Raw genomic sequence first — 22,486 nt, 5'->3', positions numbered from 1 at the left:
GCATTTTCACGCTAATCATTGCACCGATTTCCCGTTCCTTCCGCTGCTGGAGCCCAGTCCTTGGCCATCACGAAGATCCTCGTCGCCAACCGGTCCGAAATCGCCATCCGCGTCTTTCGCGCGGCCAACGAGCTGGGCCTCAAAACCGTGGCGATCTGGGCCGAGGAAGACAAATATTCGCTGCACCGCTTCAAGGCCGACGAAAGCTACCAGGTCGGCCGCGGCCCGCATTTGACCAAGGATATGGGGCCGATCGAGAGTTATCTGTCGATCGAGGAAGTGATCCGCGTCGCCAGGCTTTCAGGTGCCGATGCCATCCACCCCGGCTACGGGCTTTTGTCCGAAAGCCCCGAATTCGCCGAAGCCTGTGCGCAAGCGGGCATCACCTTCATCGGCCCGAAGCCGGACACGATGCGCCGGCTCGGCAACAAGGTCGCCGCGCGCAACCTCGCCATCGAGGTTGGCGTGCCTGTCATTCCCGCCACCGATCCGTTGCCTGACGACATGGAGGCGGTCAAGAAGCTGGCCAAGGAGATCGGCTATCCGGTGATGCTGAAGGCGTCGTGGGGCGGTGGTGGGCGCGGCATGCGCGCCATCCGCGCAGAGACCGACCTTGCCCGCGAAGTGATGGAAGGCAAGCGCGAGGCGAAAGCCGCCTTCGGCAAGGACGAGGTCTATCTCGAAAAGCTGATCGAGCGTGCCCGCCATGTCGAGGTGCAGGTGCTTGGCGACACGCATGGCAGTGCCGTGCATCTGTTCGAGCGAGACTGCTCGATCCAGCGCCGTAACCAGAAGGTCGTCGAGCGGGCGCCGGCGCCATACCTGCAGATGTCGCAGCGCGAGGAGCTTTGCGGCTACGCGCTGAAGCTCGCCCGTGAAACCAGCTATATCGGTGCCGGCACGGTCGAGTTCCTGCAGGATGCCGACAGCGGCAAATTCTATTTCATCGAGGTCAATCCGCGCATCCAGGTCGAGCACACCGTCACCGAGCAGGTGACCGGCATCGACATCGTCAAGGCGCAGATCCACATCCTCGACGGCTTTGCCATCGGCACGCCGGAATCGGGCGTGCCCGCGCAAAGCGACATCAGGCTGAACGGCCATGCCTTGCAGTGCCGTATCACCACCGAGGATCCCGAGCACAACTTCATTCCGGATTATGGCCGCATCACCGCCTATCGCGGCGCTACCGGCTTCGGTATTCGCCTCGACGGCGGCACCGCCTATTCCGGCGCGGTCATCACCCGCTTCTACGATCCGCTGCTGGAGAAAGTGACGGCATGGGCACCGACGCCGGCCGAGACGATCGCGCGTATGAATCGCGCGCTGCGCGAGTTCCGCATCCGTGGCGTCGCCACCAACCTGACCTTCCTCGAAGCGATCATCAACCACCCGAGCTTTGCCGACAATTCCTACACGACCAGGTTCATCGACACGACGCCGGAGCTGTTCCAGCAGGTCAAGCGCCAGGACCGGGCTACCAAGCTCATCAACTACCTGGCCGACGTCTCGGTCAACGGCCATCCCGAGACGCGCGGCCGGCCGACACCAAAGGCCGATGCGGCCGCACCTGTCGTGCCCTACCTCAACGGCAATGTGCCGGGCGGCAGCAAGCAGAAGCTGGACGTGCTCGGCCCGGAGAAGTTCGCCGCCTGGATGCGCGAGCAGAAACAGGTGCTGGTCACCGACACGACGATGCGCGACGGCCATCAGTCGCTGCTGGCGACGCGCGTGCGCACGCATGACATTGCCGGCATTGCCGGCACCTATGCGCGGGCCTTGCCGCAGCTGTTGTCATTGGAATGCTGGGGCGGCGCCACTTTTGACGTCGCCATGCGCTTCCTCACCGAGGACCCTTGGGAGCGGTTGTCGCTGGTGCGTGAAGCAGCCCCCAATCTGTTGCTGCAGATGCTGCTGCGCGGCGCCAATGGCGTCGGCTACACCAACTATCCCGACAATGTCGTGCAGCATTTCGTCAAGCAGGCGGCTGCCGGCGGCATCGACCTGTTCCGCGTCTTCGACTGCCTGAACTGGGTCGAGAACATGCGCGTCGCCATGGACGCGGTCGGCGCCGAGGGCAAGCTGTGTGAGGCGGCGATGTGCTACACCGGCGACATTCTCGATCCGGCGCGGGCCAAATACGACCTGAAATATTATGTCGGCCTGGCCGGCGAATTGCAGGCCGCCGGCGCCCACATCATCGCCGTCAAGGACATGGCCGGGCTCTTGAAGCCGGCTGCGGCGCGCGTGCTGTTCAAGGCGCTGCGCGAGGCGACCGACCTGCCGATCCATTTCCACACCCACGACACGTCAGGCCTGTCGGCGGCGACCGTGCTGGCGGCGGTGGAGAGCGGCGTCGACGCCATCGACGCTGCGATGGATGCCTTCTCCGGCAACACCTCGCAGCCTTGCCTGGGCTCGATCGTCGAGGCGCTGAAGGGCACCGAACGTGACCCCGGCCTCGACCCGCAATGGATCCGGAAAATCTCGTTCTACTGGGAAGCGGTGCGCAACCAGTACGCCGCCTTCGAAAGCGACCTGAAGGGGCCGGCCTCGGAAGTCTATCTGCACGAAATGCCTGGCGGCCAGTTCACCAACCTCAAGGAGCAGGCGCGCTCGCTCGGGCTGGAGACGCGCTGGCACGAAGTGGCGCAGACCTATCACGACGTCAATCTGATGTTCGGCGACATCGTCAAGGTGACGCCGTCATCCAAGGTCGTCGGCGACATGGCGCTGATGATGGTCAGCCAGGACCTGACCGTCGCCGATGTCGAGAACCCGGCCAGGGACATTGCCTTCCCGGACTCGGTCGTCTCGATGCTGCGCGGCGATCTCGGCCAGTCGCCGGGAGGGTGGCCTGAATCGCTGCAGAAGAAGGCGCTGAAAGGCGACAAGCCGATCACGGCGCGGCCCGGCTCGCTGCTCAAGCCCGCCGATCTCGCGGCCAGCCGCAAAGAGATCGAGGAGAAGCTCGAGCGCAAGCTCAGTGAGTACGAATTCGCCTCGTGGCTGATGTATCCGAAGGTGTTTACCGACTTCGCCGGCGCGCAAGAGACTTACGGCCCGGTCAGCGTTCTGCCGACGCCGACCTATTTCTACGGCATGAAGTCCGAAGATGAGATCTTCGTCGACATCGAGAAGGGCAAGACACTGGTGGTGCGTTGCCTCGCCATCGGCGATGTCGACGACAAGGGCATGGTCACCGTGTTCTTCGAGCTCAACGGCCAGCCGCGGCGTGTCAAGGTGCCCGACCGGGCGCATGGCGCGTCCGCCGCCAAGGCGCGCCGCAAGGCCGAGCCTGGCAATGAGGCGCATGTCGGCGCGCCGATGCCGGGCGTGATCTCGGCCCTTTCGGTCGCTGCCGGCCAGGCGGTGAAGGCGGGTGACGTGCTGCTTTCCATCGAAGCGATGAAGATGGAAACGGCGTTGCATGCCGAGCGCGACGGCACCGTCGCCGAAGTGCTGGTCAAGGCCGGCGATCAGATCGACGCGAAGGATCTGTTGATCGCCTTCGGTTAGTCGACATCTTTCCACGGGGTGGCTGTCTGCATCATGGCGGCAGCGTTGGTTCGACCGTCGATAACGGCTTGACCCGATGCCCCCGGTCGGGCATCGAACCGCTGAATTTGCTGCGGCCTGTTTTCCCGAGTCGCGGCACGGAATCAATTTTTGGAGAAAAACATGGCCGACGATATCACCGATACCAGCCAGACTGTTGCCGCCGGCCAGCTGCGTGCCCTCATCGAGCGCATCGAGCGGCTCGAAGAAGAAAAGAAGACGATCGCCGACGACATCAAGGAAGTGTTCGCCGAGGCCAAGGGCACCGGCTTCGACACCAAGGCGATCCGCACCATCATCCGGCTCCGCAAGAAGGACCAGGCCGAGCGCCAGGAAGAGGACGCCATCCTCGACCTGTACATGGCCGCGCTCGGCATGGTGTGATGCCAAGCCTCTCATGACTTCCCGAGGCGGTCATGAGTGAATTCGACTTCGGTGGCCGCCGGGCCTCGGAATTCCGCCATCGCGGCTTCTGGACGCTGTTCGCTGAGCGGCACCCTGAGGAAATAGTCCGGCTGGTAAGGCGCGGACCCTGGTTCTGGCAGCGCGGGCTGCCCGACTTCGCTTTGGTTCTTTCCATGTATGTCGCGCCGGCGCAGAACCATGTCGGCGTCTTCTTCGGCCGCAACGAAAAGTTCGGCGCCACGCAAAGCTGGTCGCGGTTGAAGCCGTTCCAGCCGGCGATCGAGGACCGGCTGAAGCTCAGGCCGGAACAAAGCAGCGAGGGCCTCGGCATCAATTCGATGTGGCGGGTCAACTGCTATGCCGAGGACAATTGGCCTGCCATGACCGACTGGTTGGTGACGGAATGCTCGCGTGTCGAGCGCGCCGTCACCGAAGTGCTTGGACAGGAGTAGGGCGTCGATGTCCGCGGATTTCTTCCGCTCGCGTTGGCTTGGCCAGGTGCCGCTCGATCGGTTATTCTGGCGCGACATGCTGCTCGTCGGCACCATGATCAGCATGGCCTCGTCAGCGCTGGCGCTTGTCCTGCTTGGACTGAAAATGCCGCTCTGGCTGGTTTTGGCAGCGCATTTCGCGCCTGTGCCCTATACCATCTTCCTGACCATTTCCGTCTGGCGAACGGCAGAGAAATCGGGCGGCGCCAGGGCTTCGCTGATGATGCTGGGCTCGGCGCTCTGGCTTATCGCCACCGTGGTCGTTTGAAGCAGCGCGCATACGAAAAAGGGCGGCCGAAGCCGCCCTTTGCTGAAAGCTTGCAGAATGCCGGTCAGGCCGCCGGCTCGAATTTCAGCGCCACGCCGTTGATGCAGTAGCGCAGGCCGGTCGGCGGCGGGCCGTCCTCGAAGACGTGGCCGAGATGGCTGCCGCAGCGGGCGCAATGGCATTCGGTGCGGACCATGCCATAGCTGCGGTCGACGGTGTTCTCGACCGAACCGGGCACCGGGTCGTTGAAGCTCGGCCAGCCGGTGCCGCTCTCGAACTTCAGCTTGGATTCGAACAGCGGCTGGTCGCAGCCGACGCAGGAAAATGTGCCGGCGCGCTTCTCGTAGAGCAGGGCGCAGCTTCCCGGCCGTTCGGTGCCATGATTGCGCATGACCGCATACTGCTCCGGCGTCAGCCGGGCGCGCCATTCGGCGTCGGTGCGGGTTACGGGGTAGGTGTGGGTGTCCATTTGATCTCCTCAGCCTTGGCGGCTCGTTGTTGATTGCAACCGGATATTCGCACCAACATAGGCATTTGTTACGGGTTTGCCCAGATTCAGGTGATGCAGGCCTGCAAATGGCAGCGCCCTGCGCTTCCCCATTCTACGGCGTCGCAGTAGAACTGAGCTCACGTACTTCAAGTACGCTCCGCTCCGGCCTTCGCCGGCCGAAGCCCTCAGAAATGCCTCCGCTCTATGAAGGCTACGGCCGGCGAAGGCCGGTTCTCGGTATCAACCATTTTCGACTCGGCCTGACTTGAATCTCAGCCGTCAGCCGGTAGATCAATGCTTCCTCGAAAGCTGTTTCGTCGCGCTTTCGAGCCCGGCCAGGGTCAGCGGGAACATGCGGCCGCCGAAGATGTCGCGGATCATCGCGATGGAATGGGTGTAGCCCCAGTTCTTTTCGTTCTCGGGATTGAGCCATACCGCGTTCGGCCATTGCTGCAACAGGCGGCCGAGCCAGACGGCGCCTGCCTCCGGATTCCAGTGCTCGACCGAGCCGCCGGGATGGGCGATCTCGTAGGGGCTCATCGAAGCATCGCCGACGACGATCACCTTGTAGTCCGGGCCGTATTTGTGGAGGAGGTCGAAGGTCGGGATCACCTCGGCATGGCGGCGTCGGTTGTCCTTCCACACGCCCTCGTAGAGGCAGTTGTGGAAATAGAAATATTCGAGCTGGCGGAATTCGGCGCGCGCGGCCGAAAACAGTTCCTCGACGCTCTTGATGTGGTCGTCCATCGAGCCGCCGACATCGAAGAACATCAACAGTTTTACGGCGTTGCGCCGCTCGGGCCGCGTCTGCACGTCGAGATAGCCGTGCTCGGCGGTGGCGTGGATGGTGCCGGGCAGGTCGAATTCTTCCTCCGCGCCCTCGCGCACCCAACGGCGCAGCCGCTTCAGCGCGATTTTGATGTTGCGGGTGCCAAGCTCGACGGCATCATCGAAATTCCTGAACTCGCGCTTGTCCCAGACCTTCACCGCGCGGCGGTTGCGGCTTTCGTGCTGGCCAATGCGCACGCCTTCGGGATTGTAGCCATAGGCGCCGAAAGGCGAGGTGCCGCCGGTGCCGATCCATTTCGAGCCGCCCTGGTGGCGGCCCTTCTGCTCCTCGAGCCGCTGCTTCAGCGTCTCCATCAGCTTTTCGAAACCGCCCAGCGCCTCGACCAGTTTTTTCTCCTCCTCGCTCAGGTGCTTTTCGGCGAGCCGGCGCAGCCATTCCTCGGGGATATTGGCGACGTCAACCGCATCCGGACCACCCATCGCCTCGATGCCCTTGAAGACATGCGCGAACACCTGGTCGAAGCGGTCGATATGGCGCTCGTCCTTCACCAATGCAGCACGGGCAAGGTAATAAAAACCCTCGACATCATAGTCGACCAGCCCGGCCTCCAGACCCTCCAGCAGCGACAGATATTCCCTTAGTGAAACGGGAACACGCGCTGCCTTAAGTTCGAGGAAGAAGGGGATGAACATTCTTCTATCTACAGCAGATCATACTCGATGAAGCCGGTGCGGCGTGCGACATGGTCGTACAGCTTGCGGGCGGTGGTGTTGGTCTCGTGCGTCATCCAGTAGACGTTCTTGACGCCGATTTTTTCCGCCTCTTCCTTCACTGCCTTGATCAGGGCCGCACCGATGCCCTTGCCGCGCACATCCGGGTCGGCGAACAGATCCTGCAGATAGCAGTTGTTTTTCTCGGACCAGCCGGAGCGGTGATAGAGGTAGTGAGTGAGGCCGACCGCCTTGCCGTCGAGCGTGGCGACAAAACCCTTGGGCTCGAACTCACCCGCCGTGAACAGCCGCTTCCAGGTGACGGCGTAGACCTCTTCCGGAAGCTTGGTATCGTAGAAGGTGAGGTAGTCGGTCCACAGACGCCGCCAGTCGGCGTGGTCGGCCTGCACCAGGGGGCGGACGGTGATCTCGGTCATTTCGGTTCCTCCAAAGTCTGATCCGGACGGAATCAGGCCGGACACAGCTTCGCCTAAACCGCAGCCGAATTGTACTCGCGAAATGCGGTGGCCAGCACATGCAGCACCTCGCGCGCCCGCGGCACCAGTGTGTGCGAATGCAGGACCACTTCGGACGGGTCAAGCGGCGGCAGGCCAAGCTTGCGGCCAATCTCGACCAGGCCGGGAGGAACGACGCGGTAGGCCAGCGCCGAAACGGCGAAGCCCGCCGAAACCGCAATGTTGACGGCCGCGCCGCCGCCACCCACAAATGCCTCCTCCCAAGCGATGCCTGCCTTGTCCAGTGTCTCGACCGCCCGCACACGATCCGGGCAGCTGCATATGGTGCTTAGAAGCGCCAGGCGCAGCGGCGTCCCGCGCTGCCATTCGAAGGAAGGGGTCGCGAACCAGCCATAGTGATTGCGCGACAAGGTTTTGCCCGGACGGCTGTCGCCTTCGCGGTGAACGATGATCGCATCGAGTTCGCCGCGATCGAACGCTTCTTTCAGAATGGTTGAGGTGTCGATCCTCAAACTGAGCGTGAGCGATGGATCGTGCGCATGGAGCTGCGCGATCAGGACGGAAAGCTCGGGGCCGGCGACATGGTCGACAAAGCCGAGCGCGAGCCGGCAAGGGGCTTCGGCGAACTCGGCCATGGCGCGCTCATGCGCGGCCAGGAAATCGCGTGCGGAGGGCAGGAAAACAGCGCCCTTCGCCGACAGGCTGACGCGGCGCGGCGTGCGCTCGATCAGCCGAGCTCCGAGCTTTTCCTCGAGCCGGCGCAGCTTGACGCTGATCGTGGCCTGGGTGCTGCCGAGCGCTGCGGCGGCACGGGTGAAGCTGTGCAGGTCCGCCACCATCACGAAGGTGCGGACGGCATCGACATCGAGGGTGGTCATTTAAAAGCTTTCCATTGGCCAGCATGCCAATTTGTCATTTCTGATATAGCCAACCATAGCCTTTTTTCATGGTCAAGTCTCATCTATGTCAGCCTGACCGCGGTTTGAAGTGCGCCGCCTCTCCCTGTTTCGATGGAAAGTGACCGATATGCCATTTCAGATTGAACGAAACACCGTTGCGCTTGTGGGGGCTTGCCTTGCCTCGCTGCTGTTTGGCCTCGAAATCTCCAGTGTCCCGGTGATCCTGCCGAAACTGGAAAGCGTGCTTGCCGCCGATTTCAAGGATTTGCAGTGGATCATGAACGCCTACACCATCGCCTGCACCACGGTGCTGATGGCGACGGGAACACTGGCCGACCGTTTCGGCCGCAAACGCGTGATGGTGATCACCACCATTGCCTTCGGCGTGGCCTCGCTGCTGTGCGGTCTTGCACAAAGCGCTTCGCTTCTGATCGTCGCGCGTTTTCTGCAAGGGCTGGCGGGGGGCGCGATGTTCACCTGCAGCGTGGCGGTGCTGTCCCACCAGTTCCAGGATGGCGGCGCCCGCGGCAAGGCCTTTGTCGCCTGGAGCGTCGTCTCCGGCATCGGGCTTGGGTTTGGTCCAGCCACTGGCGGATTGATCGTCGCGTTCTCGAGCTGGCAGTGGGTGTTCCTCATCCATGTACCGCTGGCGATGCTGGCCCTTGCCTTCATCGTCGCCGGGGTCACGGAATCGCGCGATCAAAACGCCCAGAAGCTCGATCGGGCGGGCATCCTGACGCTCTCGTTGGCGGTGTTTGGCTTCTCCTATCTGATCACGCAAGGCACTGATCTCGGGGCCGGCGCCCGCATTGGCGTGATTGTTGCGTCGGTTGCGGCTTTCATCGCGTTCCTGGTCGCCGAGAGGGTCAACCCCTATCCGATGTTCGATTTCTCCGTCTTCCGCATCCGCCAGTTTTCGGGCGCGATCATGGGCGCGGTCGGCATGAATTTCAGCTACTGGCCATTCATCATCTACCTGCCGATCTATTATTCCGGCGTGCTCGGCTACGACAGCACCACGACTGGCCTGCTGCTCTTGGTCTACACGCTGCCCTTCATGGTGATGCCGCCGATCGCCGAACGCATTCGTGCGCGCTATCAGGCGCGGATCGCGATTCCCCTCGGCCTGCTCACGCTGGGGATCGGTTTCATCGCCATGTGGGTTGGGTCCGGGCTCGAGGGCGCCAGCTGGCTGACCATGCTGCCCGGCACGCTGATCGCCGGCATCGGCATCGGGCTCACCAATTCGCCGACCACCAACACCACCACCGGCGCGGTGTCGCCGGATCGCGCCGGCATGGCCTCCGGCATCGATATCAGCGCGCGCCTGATCACGCTCGCCATCAACATCGCGGTGCTCGGCCTGTTGCTGACGCAGGGGATTGTTTCTTACCTGCGCGGCGCCTTCGGCCCAGCGTTCAACCCCGGCGAAGTACGCGCACTGGCGGAAAGGATTGCCACCGGAAATCTCGATGGCCTCGCACGGGAGACGCCGAAGCTCGCAACCCTTGACCCGTCCGGCGCCATTGTGCATGCCGCCCTGGTCAATGGCTTCGGCTGGGTCATGCTCTATTGCGGGATCGGCGTCCTTGCCCTGTCGGTCATCGGTTTCGTCATCTTCGGGCCGAAGACCGTCGCGCCGCAGGAGCGAGGGTTTGCCGCCGCCGAGTGAGCGGCCGAAGCCCGCTCGTATCGCGAGCTTCGCCCGATCTTCACCCCTGCCGCCGCGCCATGAAGGCGAGCCGCTCGAACAGATGTACATCCTGTTCGTTCTTTAGCAGGGCGCCGTGCAGTTTGGGCAGTGCATTCTTGGGGTCGGCGCGCAAATCCTCGGGCGCGATGTCGTCGGCGACCAGCAGGCGGATCCAGTCGAGTGCTTCGGAGGTCGATGGCTTCTTCTTCAGGCCCGGCACGTCGCGGATCTCGTAGAACTGGGTGAGTGCTGCCCGCACCAGATTCTGCTTGATGCCGGGATAATGGACGTCGACGATCTTGTGCAGCGTCTCGACATCGGGAAAGCGGATGTAGTGGAAGAAGCAGCGGCGCAGGAAGGCGTCGGGCAGTTCCTTCTCGTTGTTGGAGGTGATGATGACGATTGGCCTGATCGCGGCGCGGATGGTCTCGCCGGTCTCGTAGACGAAGAACTCCATCCGATCGAGTTCCTGCAGGAGGTCGTTGGGGAATTCGATGTCGGCCTTGTCGATCTCGTCGATAAGAAGCACGACCTTCCTGCCGGCCGCGAATGCCTCCCACAGCTTGCCGCGCTTGATGTAGTTCTTGATGTCGTTGAACCTGGCATCACCGAGTTGGCTGTCGCGCAGCCGCGACACGGCATCATACTCGTAGAGGCCCTGTTGCGCCCGGGTCGTCGATTTGACGTGCCATTCGATGAGGTCGAGGCCAAGGGCCGCCGCCACCTGGCGGGCAAGCTCGGTCTTGCCGGTGCCGGGCTCACCCTTGACCAGCAAAGGCCGTTCCAGCGCGATCGACGCATTGACCGCCACCATCAGATCCTTGTCGGCGACGTAGTCCGCCGTGCCTTCGAAACGCATTCTGGCTCCTCGATTATTCATCGCGACCGTAAGGACGCGGGCCAAGCTGTGCAAGGGCGTGCCGGCTGCGACGAATGGGCTTGAAACCCGGGATGGAAATATCCGTTGCTAGGGCAAGGCCGCTTGGCAGGCCGAAGGGCGGCGACATGAACGAAAAGATATCAGGCAAGACAGCACTGCAGATCGTCGTCGCGGTCTTGGCGGCAACGCCGGTTCTGGTGGGCTTGGAAGGCATTCTGTCCGGGCCGAAGTTCCTGCATGAAACCGCGCCTTGGCCGGTCGATCTCGACAGCCATTTCCGCTTCCTGTCCGGATTTTTCTTGGCCATCGGCCTTGCCTGGTACAGCTGCATTCCCCGTATCGAGGCGAAGACCGAGCGGTTCCGGCTGCTTGCCGCCTGCACGTTTACTGGCGGCTTGGCACGGCTTGTTTCGCTGTTTTTGTCCGGCGCGCCATCGCTGGGTCACCTCGCCGGACTCTGTGTCGAACTGCTTGCGGTGCCGGCGCTGGTCTGGTGGCAGGGCCGCGTTGCGAATAAAGCCGCCTGGAGTGGCCGTCTCACTGGCGCTTGACCGATGAGCGGCCTATATTGGGGAGGACGGTCTGTGCTTCCCGGCAGGAGAACATTTTCCCCGGGGCCTTAACGATCCTTAGGGAGCTGTCCCTGGGAAGACCCGTGGGTTTTCTCATACGGCGCCCACCTACTTTGTAGGTTCCCGGGATCGCTCTCTCCACCGGTTGTGTGGATCGTCACTTATTGCCTGTCTCCACGCATTCCGGTGGATGATGCGGTAGAAAACGTCGCTCCTAAAACGCCATCCAGATCTGACCTTTTCTATCGTCCGCGCATGACATCCTCAAAAGACCTGAAAAAGCAGCTGCGGCTCGAGGCCCTTGGGCGCCGGGATGCGCTCGATGAATTCTGGCGGGTGGAGGCAGCGCTCGAAATGGCCGAGACGGCGCGCGATCATCTCGCTATCGAGGCCGGCGAAATCGTGTCCGGCTTCTGGCCGATGCGTTCGGAAGTCGACGTCAGGCCATTGATGTTTGCCTTGCGTGAAAAGGGGGCGAGGCTTTGCCTCCCCGCCATTCTCGACAAGACCACCATCGTCTTTCGCGAACTGGTGCGCGGCGCGCCGATGGTGGACATGGGTTTTGGCACGGTCGGACCCCATGAAGAGGCGGAGATGCTTGATCCCTCGGTGATGCTGGTGCCGGTCGCTGCCTTCGATGCGCGCGGCCACCGCATCGGCTATGGCGCCGGCTATTACGACCGCGCCATCGCCAAACTTGTCGACAAGGGACATGCCCCCCGGCTGATCGGCATCGCCTTCGACTGCCAGGAGGTTGCGCAGGTTCCGGACGAGCCCCACGACGTGGTCATTCCGGAAATACTGACGGAGAGCGGGTTGCGCCGCTTCGAGGCAAAATTGTAGATAAGTACAAGGGACGCATGATCTTTTCGCAGACGTCATGCAGCTTTTGCTTCGCTGACATCAGGTGCGGGATCATATGAGACTTCTCTTCCTCGGTGACATGGTTGGAAAGACGGGCCGCACGGCAGTGTGGGAACAACTGCCTGGCCTGATCTCCGACTTCAAACTCGACTTCGTCATCGTCAATGGCGAGAACGCAGCCGGCGGCTTCGGCATCACCGAAGAAATCTTTCGCGAGACGATCGCCGCCGGCGCCGATGTCGTCACCACCGGCAACCACGTCTGGGACCAGCGCGATGCGCTGGCCTTCGCGCCGCGCGAGGAACGGTTCCTGCGCCCGTCCAATTTTCCCAAGGGCACGCCGGGGCGCGGCTCCGGTGTGTACATCTCCAGGGGCGGCGCGCGCGTGCTGGTCGCCAACATCATGGGCCGGGTGTTCATGCATCCCGAACTCGACGACCCCTTCCAGGCGGGTGAGCGCGAGCTTGCCGCCTGTCCGCTCGGCGAGCAGGCGGATGCGGTGGTCATCGACTTCCACGCCGAGGCGACGTCGGAAAAGATGTGCTTCGCCCATTTCGTCGACGGCCGCGCCAGCCTCGTCGTTGGCACCCACACCCACCAGCCGACCGCCGACCACCAGATCCTCAATGGCGGCACCGGCTATCTTTCCGATGCAGGTATGTGCGGCGATTATGATTCCTCGCTCGGCATGGACAAGGAGGAGCCGCTCAACCGGTTCCTGTCGAAAGTGCCGAAAGGCCGTTTCGAGGCAGCGACCGGACCTGCAACATTATGCGGTGTCGGCGTCACTATTTCCGATAGAACCGGACTGACCGAGAAGATCGCGCCGTTTCGTCGCGGGCCTCGGCTTGAAGAAACGGCTCCATCTTTCTGGTCCTGACATTGATATAGAGGTTTGTAGTACCTAACTGCCGGCGACACTGCTCTAGATCGTAGGGGACGACCTCCATGCAGGTTATAGAATTCCTGGCGCCGCATTTTCACTTCGTTTCCGACCCAACGGCCTGGGTCGCGTTGTTGACGCTGGTGGTGCTGGAGATTGTGCTCGGCATCGACAATCTGATCTTCATCTCGATCCTGACCAACAAGCTGCCGGAAGCGCAACGGGCCCGTGCCCGCCGGCTTGGCATCTCGGCGGCGCTGATCATGCGGCTGGTGCTGCTCGCCACCATCTCGATCATCGTCCAGCTGACGACGCCGGTGTTCACCGCCTTCGGCCATGGCTTCTCCTGGCGCGATTTGATCCTGATCGCCGGCGGCCTGTTCCTGGTCTGGAAGGCGACCAAGGAGATCCATCACGCGGTCGATCCCGACGACCACCAGGATACGATGCTAGGCGGAACGCTGCAGATCAGCCTTGCCGGCGCGATCTTCCAGATCCTGCTGCTCGACCTCGTCTTCTCGATCGATTCGATCATCACCGCCGTCGGCATGACCGACGAAATCGCCATCATGTACATCGCCGTGATCGTGGCGGTGAGCGTGATGATGCTGGCGGCCGGACCGCTGGCGGATTTCATCGCCAAGAACCCGAGCATCGTGATGCTGGCGCTGGGCTTCCTGCTGATGATCGGCATGACGCTGATCGCAGACGGCATGGGCTACCACGTGCCCAAGGGCTACATCTACGCGGCGATGGGTTTTTCGGCCCTGGTCGAAGGGCTCAACATGCTGGCGCGGCGGCGGAAGAAGTCTGGGTCCGGCGGCGGGCACTGAGCGATCGGCAGCGGGATCATCATGACCAACCGCGCCCCAGCTCGGCGCCGCTGGACGAATTGAGCCGATTTATCTATAAGCCGGCCATTCCGACAGAGAACGCCGTGCTTCCGCGGGTTGCAGCGCCGACGCTCTGAAATTTTGAATTCGAGCATTTTTGCAAAGGCGCGGTGATCGACCTCGCCGCAAAATGCTCTAGCCGAGAAGGCGACAGGGGTGCCATGGCTGGCCATTCACAGTTCAAGAACATCATGCACCGCAAGGGCCGCCAGGACGCGGTGCGGTCGAAAATGTTTTCCAAGCTGGCGCGCGAAATCACCGTCGCCGCCAAGAGCGGAACACCCGATCCATCGATGAATCCGCGCCTGCGCCTGGCGATCCAGAACGCCAAGGCCGTGTCGATGCCGAAGGACAACATCCAGCGCGCCGTCAACAAGGCCTCCATGGGCGATGCCGAAAACTACGAAGCCGTGCGCTACGAAGGCTATGGCCCAGGCGGCGTCGCCGTCATCGTCGAGGCCTTGACCGACAATCGCAACCGCTCGGCGTCGAATGTGCGTGCTGCCTTCACCAAGGCCGGCGGCGCGATGGGCGAAACCGGTTCGGTCTCCTTCATGTGGGACCGTGTTGGCGAAATCTATTATCCGGAATCGGCCGGCAGCGCCGACAAGGTGATGGACGCGGCGATCGAAGCCGGCGCCGACGACGTGGAAACCGACGAGGAAGGCCACACGATCTATTGCGCCTTCGAGGCGCTTGGCGAGGTGTCGAAAGCACTGGAAAGCGCGCTCGGCGAGGCGGAATCGGTGAAGCTGATCTGGCAGCCGCAGAACAATGTTCCAGTCGACGAGGAACGGGCACAGTCGCTGATGAAGCTGGTCGCCACGCTTGAGGATGACGATGACGTGCAAAGCGTCTACGCCAACTTCGAGGTCGACGAAGAGACCTTGGCCAAGCTCAGCGCGGCGTGAGTTTCTGACCGTCACGCGGAAGTGTAGAGGAACACCATAGTCAACGACTTCCCGCCCAACGTATAGCTCAGTGAGTTATCGACGGGAGGGGATTGAAGTTGCCACTGCGATGGCCTGGCCTCGCCGGGGTGGCATATGGCGTCGGTTCCTCGCTTTGGTCATCGACTACCTTGTCGTGATGATACCCCTCTATTTTCTGGTTGCTGGCCTGTTCCTGGTGGCCGGCGGTGGGGTGAAGGATCACTTCGTAGAAATATGCAGGTCGGGCAAGGTGCATGGCGGTCTGTTGCCCGAACGTCGGCAAGTGTGCAAATCTTATAACTTCGACGTTCCAGTTGCCGATTGGGCGGTCGAAAAAGCTAAGATGGCCCAGCTTGCAAAGTCCGAGACGGTTTCGATCAAAGTTGGTTCGGAAGAGACGTTTCGACTTACGACATTGGATCAGGGTTTACTCCAGTTACCCGCCCTGGCGATCTATCTTCTTGTCATGGAGATGGCCTTGGGCCGATCAGTCGGCACGCGGGCTTTGGTGCTCGTCGTGTATGACGAGAATAACTGGCAGAGAAAAGGCTTGCCCTTGCAAAAGGCGCTGCGTCGACAGGCGATCAAGTTTCTCGGCGCTCTCCCCCTCGTACTGACAGGGGCCTGGTCTGCCTTTCAGATCTGGGGGAGCGTTCCGGGACCTGCGCCGAGCTATTCCTGGCTGGAAATAGTGACTGCCTTGGCTTTGATCTGGCCGCTCTGGATCGGAATATCGATAGCGTTGGGCCATGAGCCGATCCATGATCGGATAGCCGGCACAACCGTTCGCACCCGCGAGACACATGAATGAGCCTTTTTGAGAAACCTCGGATCGTCATCACCTATTGCACGCAATGCATGTGGCTGCTGCGTGCCGGCTGGATGGCGCAGGAACTGCTCTCCACCTTCGGCACCGAACTCGGCGAGGTGACGCTGGTGCCCGGCACCGGCGGCATCTTCACCATCTCCTGCAACGAGACGCTGGTCTGGGACCGCAAGCGCGATGGTGGTTTTCCCGACGCGGCGAAACTCAAGCAACTGGTCCGTGATGTCATCGATCCGGATCGCGACCTCGGTCATTCCGACCGCAAAGGCCACACGCACAAAGACCCCGCCTGAGCGGAGTCCTTTGCGTTTCGTAAGGCCTCCTGGAGCAATGCTTAAAGCAATGCGAAGATAAAGCAGGCCATCGCCACGATGGCGGTGATGGTGCGGACGTGGTTCCACATCACCCAGTCCCTGAGAAAGCTGGTCCACACGGAGGCGCCATTGGTGCTGGCTGGGTCGACGGCGGCGAGCGCATCGTTGAGCGGCACGTTGAAGACCATGGTCACGATCGGGTTGCCGACGAGATAGATCAGGGCTCCGGCGAGAAGCCAGAACGAACCTGGCTGGCTCCAGCCGATGATGGCGCCGGCGATAAGCACGAGGCAGACCAGCCCGGTGCCGAACAGTGCCGTCATGAAGGTCGGCGTGATCACTGTGATGTTGATCGAATTCATCGCCGCGATGCCTTGCGGGACAGGCAGTCGGGCAAGTGCGGCCATGACGAAGTTGGAAAAGGCGAAGAACACGCCGCCGACGACCCCGGAGCCGATCGCGGCGATGATGGTTAGGGTGGGGAAAAGCTTGATCATCTCAGTTACTCCAGATTCGGCTAGCGGCGGTTTCTTTTGCGTAGGCGGAGAAGTCTTTCGGCCCGCGGCCGAGCACACGCTGGACGCCGTCGGTGAGTGACTCGTTGCGGCCGTCGAGCACCTGGGTGAAGAGTTCGTCGAGCAGCCAGACAATTTCGGGTGGCAGTTCATGCGACGCGACAGAGGCCGTGAACTCGTCATGCGAAATTCTGACAAATCGGATGTCGCGTCCTGCCGCCTTGGCAATTTCGGCGACCGCGTCGGCAAAACTCAACAGCCGCGGCCCTGTGAGCTCATAGAGCTGGCCGACATGACCGGGCTGGGTCAGCACGGCTTCGGCGGCGTCAGCGATGTCGTCGACATCGACAAAGGGTTCGCCGACAGGTCCGACCGGCAGTGCCATCTCGCCCGCCAGCAGCGGCTCGACGAGAAAGCCTTCGCTGAAATTCTGCGAGAACCATGCGCAGCGCAGGATCGTCCAGTCGGCCCCGGAAGCCTTCAGCATCTCTTCGGCGCGCTGCGCCTCGTGCTCGCCGCGGCCCGACAAAAGCACCAGCCGGCGAACGCCATGCCGCACGGCAAGGCGGGCGAAGGCACCGATCACTTCGGCGGCGCCCGGCACGGCGATGTCGGGATAGTAGCTGATGTAGACGGCGCTGACGTCGTCCAGTGCAGGAGCCCAGCTTGCGGGAGCTTCCCAGTCGAAGCGAGGCGCGGCGGAACGAGAACCGATCCGTACCGGAATGCCGCGCGCTGTCAGCCGCTCGGCGAGACGGCGGCCGGTCTTGCCGGTGCCGCCGAGGATCAGGATTGGTTTGGTTGTCGTGTCAGTCATCTCTGGGTGTCCCTGTTTGAAAACATGAGAAATCCTCACATTTGCAAAACGTGATAAACCCTCGTATTTTGTGAGTCAAGCCGCTTCCTGGCGATTTTGTTGAGGTTGGAGCTAGAGATGGACGACACCGAAGCCACCGTTTCCTCGCAGGAGCAGATCGCTTCGCCGCGCCGGGCGCCAAGCCAGCAGCGCAGCCGCGAGCGGGTCGAGCGCATGCTGGCCGCCGCCTCGGCGCTGATCGCCGAGCAAGGCAGCGATGCCATGCGCATGGGCGAAGTCGCCGAACGGGCAGGGGTGTCGATCGGCTCGCTCTACCAGTTCTTTCCCGACAAGCGGGCGATCATCTGGGCATTGGCCGAGCGCCATACCACTGAAAGCCAGGCCTGCATCTCGGCCGAGCTCAAGGATGTCAGCGACGCCGAAGGCCTGCGACGGGCTTTCTCGGAGTTGGTCGATATCTATTATCGGCTGTTCCTGGCCGAGCCGGTGATGCGCGACATCTGGTCGGGTACGCAGGCTGACAAGGCGCTGCGCCAGCTCGAACTCGCCGACAGCCGCGCCAATGCCGAATTCCTCGTCGCGGTGCTGAAGCGATTGCGTCCCGGCGCCGACCCCGTCTCCCTGGAGACCACGGCGTTTCTCGTCTGGCAAATGGGCGAGGCCGCGATGCGGCTGGCGATCTCCGTCGAGCGGCAGGAGGGCGACAGGCTGGTCGCCGCCTACAAACGCATGGCGCTCCGGGAATTGCTGGCCGAGTAGGATGCTCGCACCCTCCCACGAGGGGGAGGTAGGGCCAAGTGCTGGCCCGAGGCGATCTGCATCGGTTGCAACAAAAAACCCGCCACAAGGGCGGGTTTTTGATCTGCAAGACTTGTTTGGCTTAGAGGCCGAAACCTTCGAAGCGCTTCTTGAATTTCGACAGACGGCCGCCGCGGTCGAGCAGGGTCTGGTGGCCGCCGGTCCAGGCCGGGTGGGTGCTCGGGTCGATATCGAGGTTCATCGTATCGCCTTCCTTGCCCCAGGTCGAACGGGTCGTGTATTCGGTGCCGTCGGTCATGACGACCTTGATGGTGTGGTAGTCGGGATGGATAGCGCTCTTCATGGCTCGGTTCCTGGCTTGCCGGCGCGGCTGACGGGCATAAGCCTGCGTCGATGCGCCTCTTTTTAAAACTCGAAGCTGCAGCTATTGAGGAGCCACGGCTTCTAAAACGGTCGGCGAGCCTATACATCAGGCGGAATTGAATCACAAGGCCGCGGCAAGCGCATATTGAGGCGCATGAAGCTGAAGCGGCTAGAGGACACACCAAGATGGCGCAATCAAGCAGCGCAGACGAGCGCCGACGCTCGCTCAAGCCGCTCCGCCGCCTGTTCCCCTATATCACCAGATATCGCACGCTGGTCGTAGGCGCCCTTATCTCGCTGGCCATCGCGGCGGCAACGACATTGGCGCTGCCGCTGGCCGTGCGGCGCATGATCGACCATGGTTTCTCGTCAGCCAGCACCACCTTCATCGCCGAATACTTTGCCGCGCTGGTGGCGATGGCCGCGGTGTTGGCGGCGGCATCGGCCGGCCGCTACTATTTCGTCATCACGCTTGGCGAGCGCGTCGTCGCCGATATCAGGCGCGATGTCTTTGCCCATGTGACGACGCTGTCGCCCGCCTTCTTCGACACCGCCCAGTCGGGCGAGATCGTGTCACGGCTCGCCGCCGACACCACGCAGGTCAAGTCAGCGGTCGGCGCGACAGCATCGGTCGCGCTGCGCAACGTCATCCTCGGCCTCGGCGCCTTGGGAATGATGGTCGTCACCAGCCCGAAACTGTCCAGCCTGGTCATTGCGGCCATTCCAATCATCGTGCTGCCGCTGGTCGCCTTCGGCCGTTCGGTCAGGCGCAAATCGCGTCAGGCGCAGGACACGCTTGCCGATGCGACGGCCTATGCCAGCGAGCAGATCGGCGCGGTGCGCACGCTGCAGGCCTTCACCAACGAGAAGCTGGTCACCGGCCATTTTTCGGGCGCGGTGGAGGCTGCCTTCGAGGCCGCGCGCTCCTCGATCTTCGCGCGCTCCTTCCTGACCTTTTTTGCCATTTTCACCATCTTCTCATCGGTCGTGGCGGTGCTGTGGTTCGGCTCGCGCGATGTGCTCGAAGGCACGATATCGCCCGGCACGCTCGGCCAGTTCCTGCTCTATTCGGTGTTCGCCGCCGGCGCGCTCGGCGCGCTGTCGGAAGTCTGGGGCGAACTCGCCCAGGCGGCTGGTGCGGCCGAGCGGCTGACCGAGATCCTGGCCGAGAAGCCGGCGATCCGGGCGCCGGCCGATCCAAAGCCGCTGCCGGCGGTCGCCAAGGGCGCGATCACCTTCGACGATGTCTCCTTCTCTTATCCGGCGCGCCCCGACCGTGCCGCCGTCCACGGCCTGAGTTTTCAGGTCATGCCCGGCGAGACGGTTGCGATTGTCGGCCCTTCGGGCGCGGGCAAGAGCACCGTCTTCTCCCTGATCCTACGCTTCTACGATCCCGAAACCGGCAAGATCCTGATCGATGGCGTCGACGTGCGCGAAGCCGATCCCGTTTCGGTGCGCGAGCGCATCGCCATCGTGCCGCAGGATGTCACCATCTTCGCGGCCACCGCGCGCGACAATATCGGCTTCGGCCGCCCAGGCGCAGGCAACGCCGAAATCGAGGCCGCGGCTAAGGACGCGCTTGCCGACGAATTCATCCTCAGGCTCGAGAAAGGCTATGACAGCCAGGTTGGCGAGCGCGGCGTGACGCTGTCCGGCGGCCAGCGCCAGCGTGTGGCGATCGCCCGCGCCATCCTGCGCGACGCGCCTATCCTGCTGCTCGACGAGGCGACCTCGGCGCTCGATGCCGAAAGCGAGACGCTGGTGCAGGTCGCGCTGGAACGGCTGATGCAAGGCCGCACCACCATCGTCATCGCGCACCGGCTGGCGACGGTGCTGAAGGCCGACAGGATCCTGGTGATGGATGGCGGCCGTATCGTCGAGGAAGGCACGCATCAGAGCCTGGTCGCCAAGGGCGGCATCTATGCGCGGCTGGCCAAGCTGCAGTTCGAGACCGGCGCCAGCGCCTTCAGGGGCGCGGCGGAATAGGCATTTCCTGGCTCAGTTCGCCTCGGTTTCGGCATAGCCGAAATTGTAACTCCAGGAGGCGTTGTCGGTCATCTTCCGGCGTGATCTGAGATAGGAACCGATCTCCTTGGCAGGAACCCGGTCGCCGATCGTCTTGAGATACCAGTCGACCTGAAACTCGGTCGGCGTGCTTGACCAGCGCGCCTTGAAGGCGACATAGGGCGTGATCACGTCGTCGGACTTCTCGGGGCCGACAAACGCCGCCTTCAGATTCCTGACGATGCACTGATGGCGCTTGAACATCGGGCTGCCGAGCCAGATCGGCCCGGTTCGGCCAACCATGTCCGGCTCCGGCAAATTGCTGATGCCGACATCGGCCTTCAGCGGAAAGTTCTTGACGAGATCATCGGCGTCGAGATCCTCGGCCGGCAGTTCATAGGATTCGACCGTCGTGACGACGTTGCGATCGCGGTCGTCATGTGTCGACAACGGCGCCAGGCTTGTCATCCCGGGATACTGCCGGTTGTAGTATTGAATATAGTCGTCGGCGAGCTTGGTGGCCGATTGCGAAACCAGCCTGTAGCGCATGCCGTCGGCATCCGCGTCCCGATAGGTCGTGCTGACCGTCAGCTTGAGCGCCTCGCCCTTGAGTTTGGGAAAATCGAACGCTTCGCTGACGAAGGTGGTCGGCTGGAAGAGTTCCTTGCGCTCCATCCTCTCCATCTGCGCTTTGCCGGCGACGATCGGCAAGGCAAAGCCATAGTCGGGCGCAACAAGGTTTTCGGCCCGGCCGCCCTGCAGGTAGTTGGTCGCGTCGATCCAATAGATCTGGCTTTTGATCGTCGCCTTGACGATCACGTGGTCGAAGGCGCGGATCGTTGGCAGCATGTCGCCAAGCGCCAGTCCGTCGTCAAGATCGGTCAGGGCCGGATCGGCCTGAACGCCAAGCCGGCGCAGGCTGGAGGCAAGCAGCAGGGCTTTGTCCTTGCAATCGCCGAAACCCGAGGCAATCACGGTGCCTGGGCTGCGGGGAATATAGGAGCCACGGCCCATCGACAGGCTCACATAGCGGATGGTGTCCTGGACCAGCCGCATCGCCTCGATCATGCGGTCTTCCGGGCTGGCGTATCTGGCGGCGATGTCGTCAAGTTTCGATGCGAACGCGGCCGGCAATTCCTGGTCGAGCCGATAGTAAGGCAGCATCGCATCGACGACATCCTGCCATTTGGCTGTCGAGGAAATCTGGACCGTCGGATAGGAGAGAAAATCCGCCGGCAGGTTCTCCTCGGGCTTGACCGGCGCAGGGTTGACGCTTTGCCAGATGTAGGTTTTCGACGCGCTGTCGGTCTTGATATCCGGCTGGATGTCGGTCCGGACCTGGCGGATCTCCAAGGGCTGGTTCGCAGGCCATACCACCTTCTCGCGAATGAGCGCTATGGGTTCGCCCCAGGCCACGGCGACCGAGTGGAAAAACAGATCTGCGCCGACGATCGGTGTCCTGACGGTGGTCCGGCCGTAGTCGATGATGTCGCCGACACGGACATCGTCGACATTCACATAGGCCGTCAGCCAGCCGTCGAACAGGCCTTTCTCTGCATCCTTCTCGCGCCGAAACACATCGAAACTAGCCCCAGGCAGACGGTCGATGACCACGCCGTCGCGGATGATGTTCAACCAGTTCATCGTGACCTGCGACGTCGCCGGGTCGAATTCGAAATTTATGGCGGCGCCGCGCTCGAGCCCGGTGCGGTCGACTATCTTGTAGGCATAGCGGTCGAAGGCCTCGATGCCGCCGGGCTGCTGCCTGATCTGATATTCCGAGACAAGGTTGGAGATGCCGCTCTTGATCTGGCTGTCGAAGCGCGGGTCCGCCTTGGGAAGCTCGATCCGGTCGATCCAGGCGCCGGGGCTGCCCTTGTGGATTTCGGCATCGGCCATGGCCGGCGCGCAGAAAATCGCAAAGGCAATCAAGACGAAAAGCCGTGTGATCGCAGAAGATGTCACCGGAAAGCACCCGCCCTTATGATCCGCACGTCAATATACGGGCGGACCACCAGTGATAGAAAAGTAGAGGCGATACCGCAAGACAGGGGGATCGGTCATCGCCCGGCGATGATGGATCA

Annotated in this window: 23 protein-coding genes and 1 other RNA gene; 15 read left to right on the top strand and 9 right to left on the bottom strand. The window is 62.4% G+C overall.

Annotated features, from left to right (window positions below; all coding sequences use genetic code 11):
- Window positions 1-60: 60 nt before the first annotated feature.
- From pyc to A3A9_RS41820, 4 genes are all read left to right on the top strand, one after another.
- Window positions 61-3,519, top strand: coding sequence for a pyruvate carboxylase (pyc, locus tag A3A9_RS0120030; protein WP_027060363.1), 3,459 nt, complete (start codon window positions 61-63; stop codon window positions 3,517-3,519).
- 162 nt (window positions 3,520-3,681) lie between these two features.
- Window positions 3,682-3,942, top strand: coding sequence for a DUF2312 domain-containing protein (locus A3A9_RS0120025; RefSeq protein WP_027031664.1), 261 nt, complete (start codon window positions 3,682-3,684; stop codon window positions 3,940-3,942).
- Window positions 3,943-3,974: 32 nt separating this feature from the next.
- Window positions 3,975-4,415: a hypothetical protein gene (locus A3A9_RS0120020; RefSeq protein WP_027060362.1), complete on the top strand. Its 441-nt coding sequence runs from the start codon at window positions 3,975-3,977 to the stop codon at window positions 4,413-4,415.
- 7 nt (window positions 4,416-4,422) lie between these two features.
- The gene (locus tag A3A9_RS41820) at window positions 4,423-4,722 is read left to right on the top strand and encodes a hypothetical protein (protein ID WP_051371035.1); all 300 of its coding nucleotides are present in this window, start codon (window positions 4,423-4,425) and stop codon (window positions 4,720-4,722) included.
- 64 nt (window positions 4,723-4,786) lie between these two features.
- Here A3A9_RS41820 and msrB read toward each other — a convergent pair whose 3' ends face one another.
- From msrB to A3A9_RS0119995, 4 genes are all read right to left on the bottom strand, one after another.
- Window positions 4,787-5,191 carry a peptide-methionine (R)-S-oxide reductase MsrB gene (gene msrB, locus A3A9_RS0120010; protein WP_027060360.1) on the bottom strand — a complete coding sequence of 135 codons (405 nt, stop codon included), beginning with the start codon at window positions 5,189-5,191 and terminating at the stop codon, window positions 4,787-4,789.
- Window positions 5,192-5,503: 312 nt separating this feature from the next.
- On the bottom strand, window positions 5,504-6,694 hold the full coding sequence (locus A3A9_RS0120005; protein ID WP_027060359.1) for a vWA domain-containing protein: 1,191 nt from the start codon (window positions 6,692-6,694) through the stop codon (window positions 5,504-5,506).
- Between the two features lie 8 nt (window positions 6,695-6,702).
- Window positions 6,703-7,149, bottom strand: a complete 447-nt coding sequence (locus A3A9_RS0120000) for a GNAT family N-acetyltransferase (RefSeq protein WP_027060358.1) — start codon at window positions 7,147-7,149, stop codon at window positions 6,703-6,705.
- Between the two features lie 53 nt (window positions 7,150-7,202).
- Complete coding sequence (locus A3A9_RS0119995) at window positions 7,203-8,066, bottom strand: LysR family transcriptional regulator (protein WP_027060357.1); 864 nt, start codon at window positions 8,064-8,066, stop codon at window positions 7,203-7,205.
- 148 nt (window positions 8,067-8,214) lie between these two features.
- On the opposite strand from A3A9_RS0119995, the gene A3A9_RS0119990 reads away from it, so the two are divergent.
- Window positions 8,215-9,759, top strand: a complete 1,545-nt coding sequence (locus A3A9_RS0119990) for an MFS transporter (protein ID WP_027060356.1) — start codon at window positions 8,215-8,217, stop codon at window positions 9,757-9,759.
- Window positions 9,760-9,799: 40 nt separating this feature from the next.
- On the opposite strand, the gene A3A9_RS0119985 is transcribed toward A3A9_RS0119990, so the two are convergent.
- Window positions 9,800-10,639 (bottom strand): AAA family ATPase, encoded by an 840-nt coding sequence (locus tag A3A9_RS0119985; protein WP_027060355.1) that lies wholly within the window; start codon window positions 10,637-10,639, stop codon window positions 9,800-9,802.
- Between the two features lie 92 nt (window positions 10,640-10,731).
- Here A3A9_RS0119985 and A3A9_RS0119980 point away from each other — a divergent pair, with 92 nt between their 5' ends.
- The 8 genes from A3A9_RS0119980 (at window position 10,732) to A3A9_RS0119950 (ending at window position 15,923) form a co-directional block, all read left to right on the top strand.
- Window positions 10,732-11,211, top strand: a complete 480-nt coding sequence (locus A3A9_RS0119980) for a DUF4345 domain-containing protein (protein ID WP_245279083.1) — start codon at window positions 10,732-10,734, stop codon at window positions 11,209-11,211.
- Window positions 11,212-11,236: 25 nt separating this feature from the next.
- Window positions 11,237-11,392: non-coding RNA, 6S RNA (ssrS, locus tag A3A9_RS42175), on the top strand.
- A 95-nt stretch (window positions 11,393-11,487) separates the two neighbouring features.
- A complete protein-coding gene (locus A3A9_RS0119975) occupies window positions 11,488-12,075 on the top strand; it encodes a 5-formyltetrahydrofolate cyclo-ligase (RefSeq protein ID WP_027060353.1) in 588 nt (195 codons plus the stop codon).
- A 76-nt stretch (window positions 12,076-12,151) separates the two neighbouring features.
- Window positions 12,152-12,976, top strand: a complete 825-nt coding sequence (locus tag A3A9_RS0119970) for a TIGR00282 family metallophosphoesterase (RefSeq protein WP_027060352.1) — start codon at window positions 12,152-12,154, stop codon at window positions 12,974-12,976.
- Between the two features lie 68 nt (window positions 12,977-13,044).
- The gene (locus A3A9_RS0119965; RefSeq protein WP_027060351.1) at window positions 13,045-13,812 is read left to right on the top strand and encodes a TerC family protein; all 768 of its coding nucleotides are present in this window, start codon (window positions 13,045-13,047) and stop codon (window positions 13,810-13,812) included.
- A 221-nt stretch (window positions 13,813-14,033) separates the two neighbouring features.
- Window positions 14,034-14,783, top strand: coding sequence for a YebC/PmpR family DNA-binding transcriptional regulator (locus A3A9_RS0119960; RefSeq protein ID WP_027060350.1), 750 nt, complete (start codon window positions 14,034-14,036; stop codon window positions 14,781-14,783).
- Between the two features lie 109 nt (window positions 14,784-14,892).
- Entirely contained in the window at window positions 14,893-15,615 is a 723-nt protein-coding gene (locus A3A9_RS0119955; RefSeq protein ID WP_027060349.1) for an RDD family protein, read from the top strand.
- Complete coding sequence (locus A3A9_RS0119950; RefSeq protein ID WP_027060348.1) at window positions 15,612-15,923, top strand: SelT/SelW/SelH family protein; 312 nt, start codon at window positions 15,612-15,614, stop codon at window positions 15,921-15,923. Before A3A9_RS0119955 ends, A3A9_RS0119950 begins: the two co-directional genes overlap by 4 nt.
- 41 nt (window positions 15,924-15,964) lie before the next feature.
- On the opposite strand, the gene A3A9_RS0119945 is transcribed toward A3A9_RS0119950, so the two are convergent.
- Window positions 15,965-16,441 carry a DUF1772 domain-containing protein gene (locus A3A9_RS0119945; protein ID WP_027060347.1) on the bottom strand — a complete coding sequence of 159 codons (477 nt, stop codon included), beginning with the start codon at window positions 16,439-16,441 and terminating at the stop codon, window positions 15,965-15,967.
- Between the two features lies 1 nt (window position 16,442).
- Window positions 16,443-17,276 (bottom strand): NAD(P)H-binding protein, encoded by an 834-nt coding sequence (locus tag A3A9_RS0119940; RefSeq protein WP_027060346.1) that lies wholly within the window; start codon window positions 17,274-17,276, stop codon window positions 16,443-16,445.
- 117 nt (window positions 17,277-17,393) lie between these two features.
- On the opposite strand from A3A9_RS0119940, the gene A3A9_RS0119935 reads away from it, so the two are divergent.
- Entirely contained in the window at window positions 17,394-18,035 is a 642-nt protein-coding gene (locus tag A3A9_RS0119935) for a TetR/AcrR family transcriptional regulator (RefSeq protein WP_027060345.1), read from the top strand.
- Window positions 18,036-18,156: 121 nt separating this feature from the next.
- Here A3A9_RS0119935 and rpmE read toward each other — a convergent pair whose 3' ends face one another.
- Window positions 18,157-18,378: a 50S ribosomal protein L31 gene (gene rpmE, locus A3A9_RS0119930; RefSeq protein WP_027031640.1), complete on the bottom strand. Its 222-nt coding sequence runs from the start codon at window positions 18,376-18,378 to the stop codon at window positions 18,157-18,159.
- A 206-nt stretch (window positions 18,379-18,584) separates the two neighbouring features.
- Here rpmE and A3A9_RS0119925 point away from each other — a divergent pair, with 206 nt between their 5' ends.
- On the top strand, window positions 18,585-20,384 hold the full coding sequence (locus tag A3A9_RS0119925; RefSeq protein WP_027060344.1) for an ABC transporter transmembrane domain-containing protein: 1,800 nt from the start codon (window positions 18,585-18,587) through the stop codon (window positions 20,382-20,384).
- Window positions 20,385-20,396: 12 nt separating this feature from the next.
- On the opposite strand, the gene A3A9_RS39135 is transcribed toward A3A9_RS0119925, so the two are convergent.
- The gene (locus tag A3A9_RS39135) at window positions 20,397-22,367 is read right to left on the bottom strand and encodes a DUF3857 domain-containing protein (RefSeq protein WP_152536142.1); all 1,971 of its coding nucleotides are present in this window, start codon (window positions 22,365-22,367) and stop codon (window positions 20,397-20,399) included.
- Window positions 22,368-22,486: the final 119 nt, after the last annotated feature.

The organism is Mesorhizobium loti CJ3sym (assembly GCF_000472785.1).
Classification (GTDB): Bacteria; Pseudomonadota; Alphaproteobacteria; order Rhizobiales; family Rhizobiaceae; genus Mesorhizobium; species Mesorhizobium loti_E.
This window is presented reverse-complemented; position numbering and strand designations above follow the sequence as displayed.

Coding starts and splice junctions, on each gene's coding strand:
- A3A9_RS0120025 (WP_027031664.1), top strand. CDS start 3,682: ATGGCCGACGATATCACCGATACCAGCCAGACTGTTGCCGCCGGCCAG.
- A3A9_RS0120020 (WP_027060362.1), top strand. CDS start 3,975: ATGAGTGAATTCGACTTCGGTGGCCGCCGGGCCTCGGAATTCCGCCAT.
- A3A9_RS41820 (WP_051371035.1), top strand. CDS start 4,423: ATGTCCGCGGATTTCTTCCGCTCGCGTTGGCTTGGCCAGGTGCCGCTC.
- msrB (WP_027060360.1), bottom strand. CDS start 5,191: ATGGACACCCACACCTACCCCGTAACCCGCACCGACGCCGAATGGCGC.
- A3A9_RS0120005 (WP_027060359.1), bottom strand. CDS start 6,694: ATGTTCATCCCCTTCTTCCTCGAACTTAAGGCAGCGCGTGTTCCCGTT.
- A3A9_RS0120000 (WP_027060358.1), bottom strand. CDS start 7,149: ATGACCGAGATCACCGTCCGCCCCCTGGTGCAGGCCGACCACGCCGAC.
- A3A9_RS0119995 (WP_027060357.1), bottom strand. CDS start 8,066: ATGACCACCCTCGATGTCGATGCCGTCCGCACCTTCGTGATGGTGGCG.
- A3A9_RS0119990 (WP_027060356.1), top strand. CDS start 8,215: ATGCCATTTCAGATTGAACGAAACACCGTTGCGCTTGTGGGGGCTTGC.
- A3A9_RS0119985 (WP_027060355.1), bottom strand. CDS start 10,639: ATGCGTTTCGAAGGCACGGCGGACTACGTCGCCGACAAGGATCTGATG.
- A3A9_RS0119980 (WP_245279083.1), top strand. CDS start 10,732: ATGGAAATATCCGTTGCTAGGGCAAGGCCGCTTGGCAGGCCGAAGGGC.
- A3A9_RS0119975 (WP_027060353.1), top strand. CDS start 11,488: ATGACATCCTCAAAAGACCTGAAAAAGCAGCTGCGGCTCGAGGCCCTT.
- A3A9_RS0119970 (WP_027060352.1), top strand. CDS start 12,152: ATGAGACTTCTCTTCCTCGGTGACATGGTTGGAAAGACGGGCCGCACG.
- A3A9_RS0119965 (WP_027060351.1), top strand. CDS start 13,045: ATGCAGGTTATAGAATTCCTGGCGCCGCATTTTCACTTCGTTTCCGAC.
- A3A9_RS0119960 (WP_027060350.1), top strand. CDS start 14,034: ATGGCTGGCCATTCACAGTTCAAGAACATCATGCACCGCAAGGGCCGC.
- A3A9_RS0119955 (WP_027060349.1), top strand. CDS start 14,893: ATGGCCTGGCCTCGCCGGGGTGGCATATGGCGTCGGTTCCTCGCTTTG.
- A3A9_RS0119950 (WP_027060348.1), top strand. CDS start 15,612: ATGAGCCTTTTTGAGAAACCTCGGATCGTCATCACCTATTGCACGCAA.
- A3A9_RS0119945 (WP_027060347.1), bottom strand. CDS start 16,441: ATGATCAAGCTTTTCCCCACCCTAACCATCATCGCCGCGATCGGCTCC.
- A3A9_RS0119940 (WP_027060346.1), bottom strand. CDS start 17,276: ATGACTGACACGACAACCAAACCAATCCTGATCCTCGGCGGCACCGGC.
- A3A9_RS0119935 (WP_027060345.1), top strand. CDS start 17,394: ATGGACGACACCGAAGCCACCGTTTCCTCGCAGGAGCAGATCGCTTCG.
- rpmE (WP_027031640.1), bottom strand. CDS start 18,378: ATGAAGAGCGCTATCCATCCCGACTACCACACCATCAAGGTCGTCATG.
- A3A9_RS0119925 (WP_027060344.1), top strand. CDS start 18,585: ATGGCGCAATCAAGCAGCGCAGACGAGCGCCGACGCTCGCTCAAGCCG.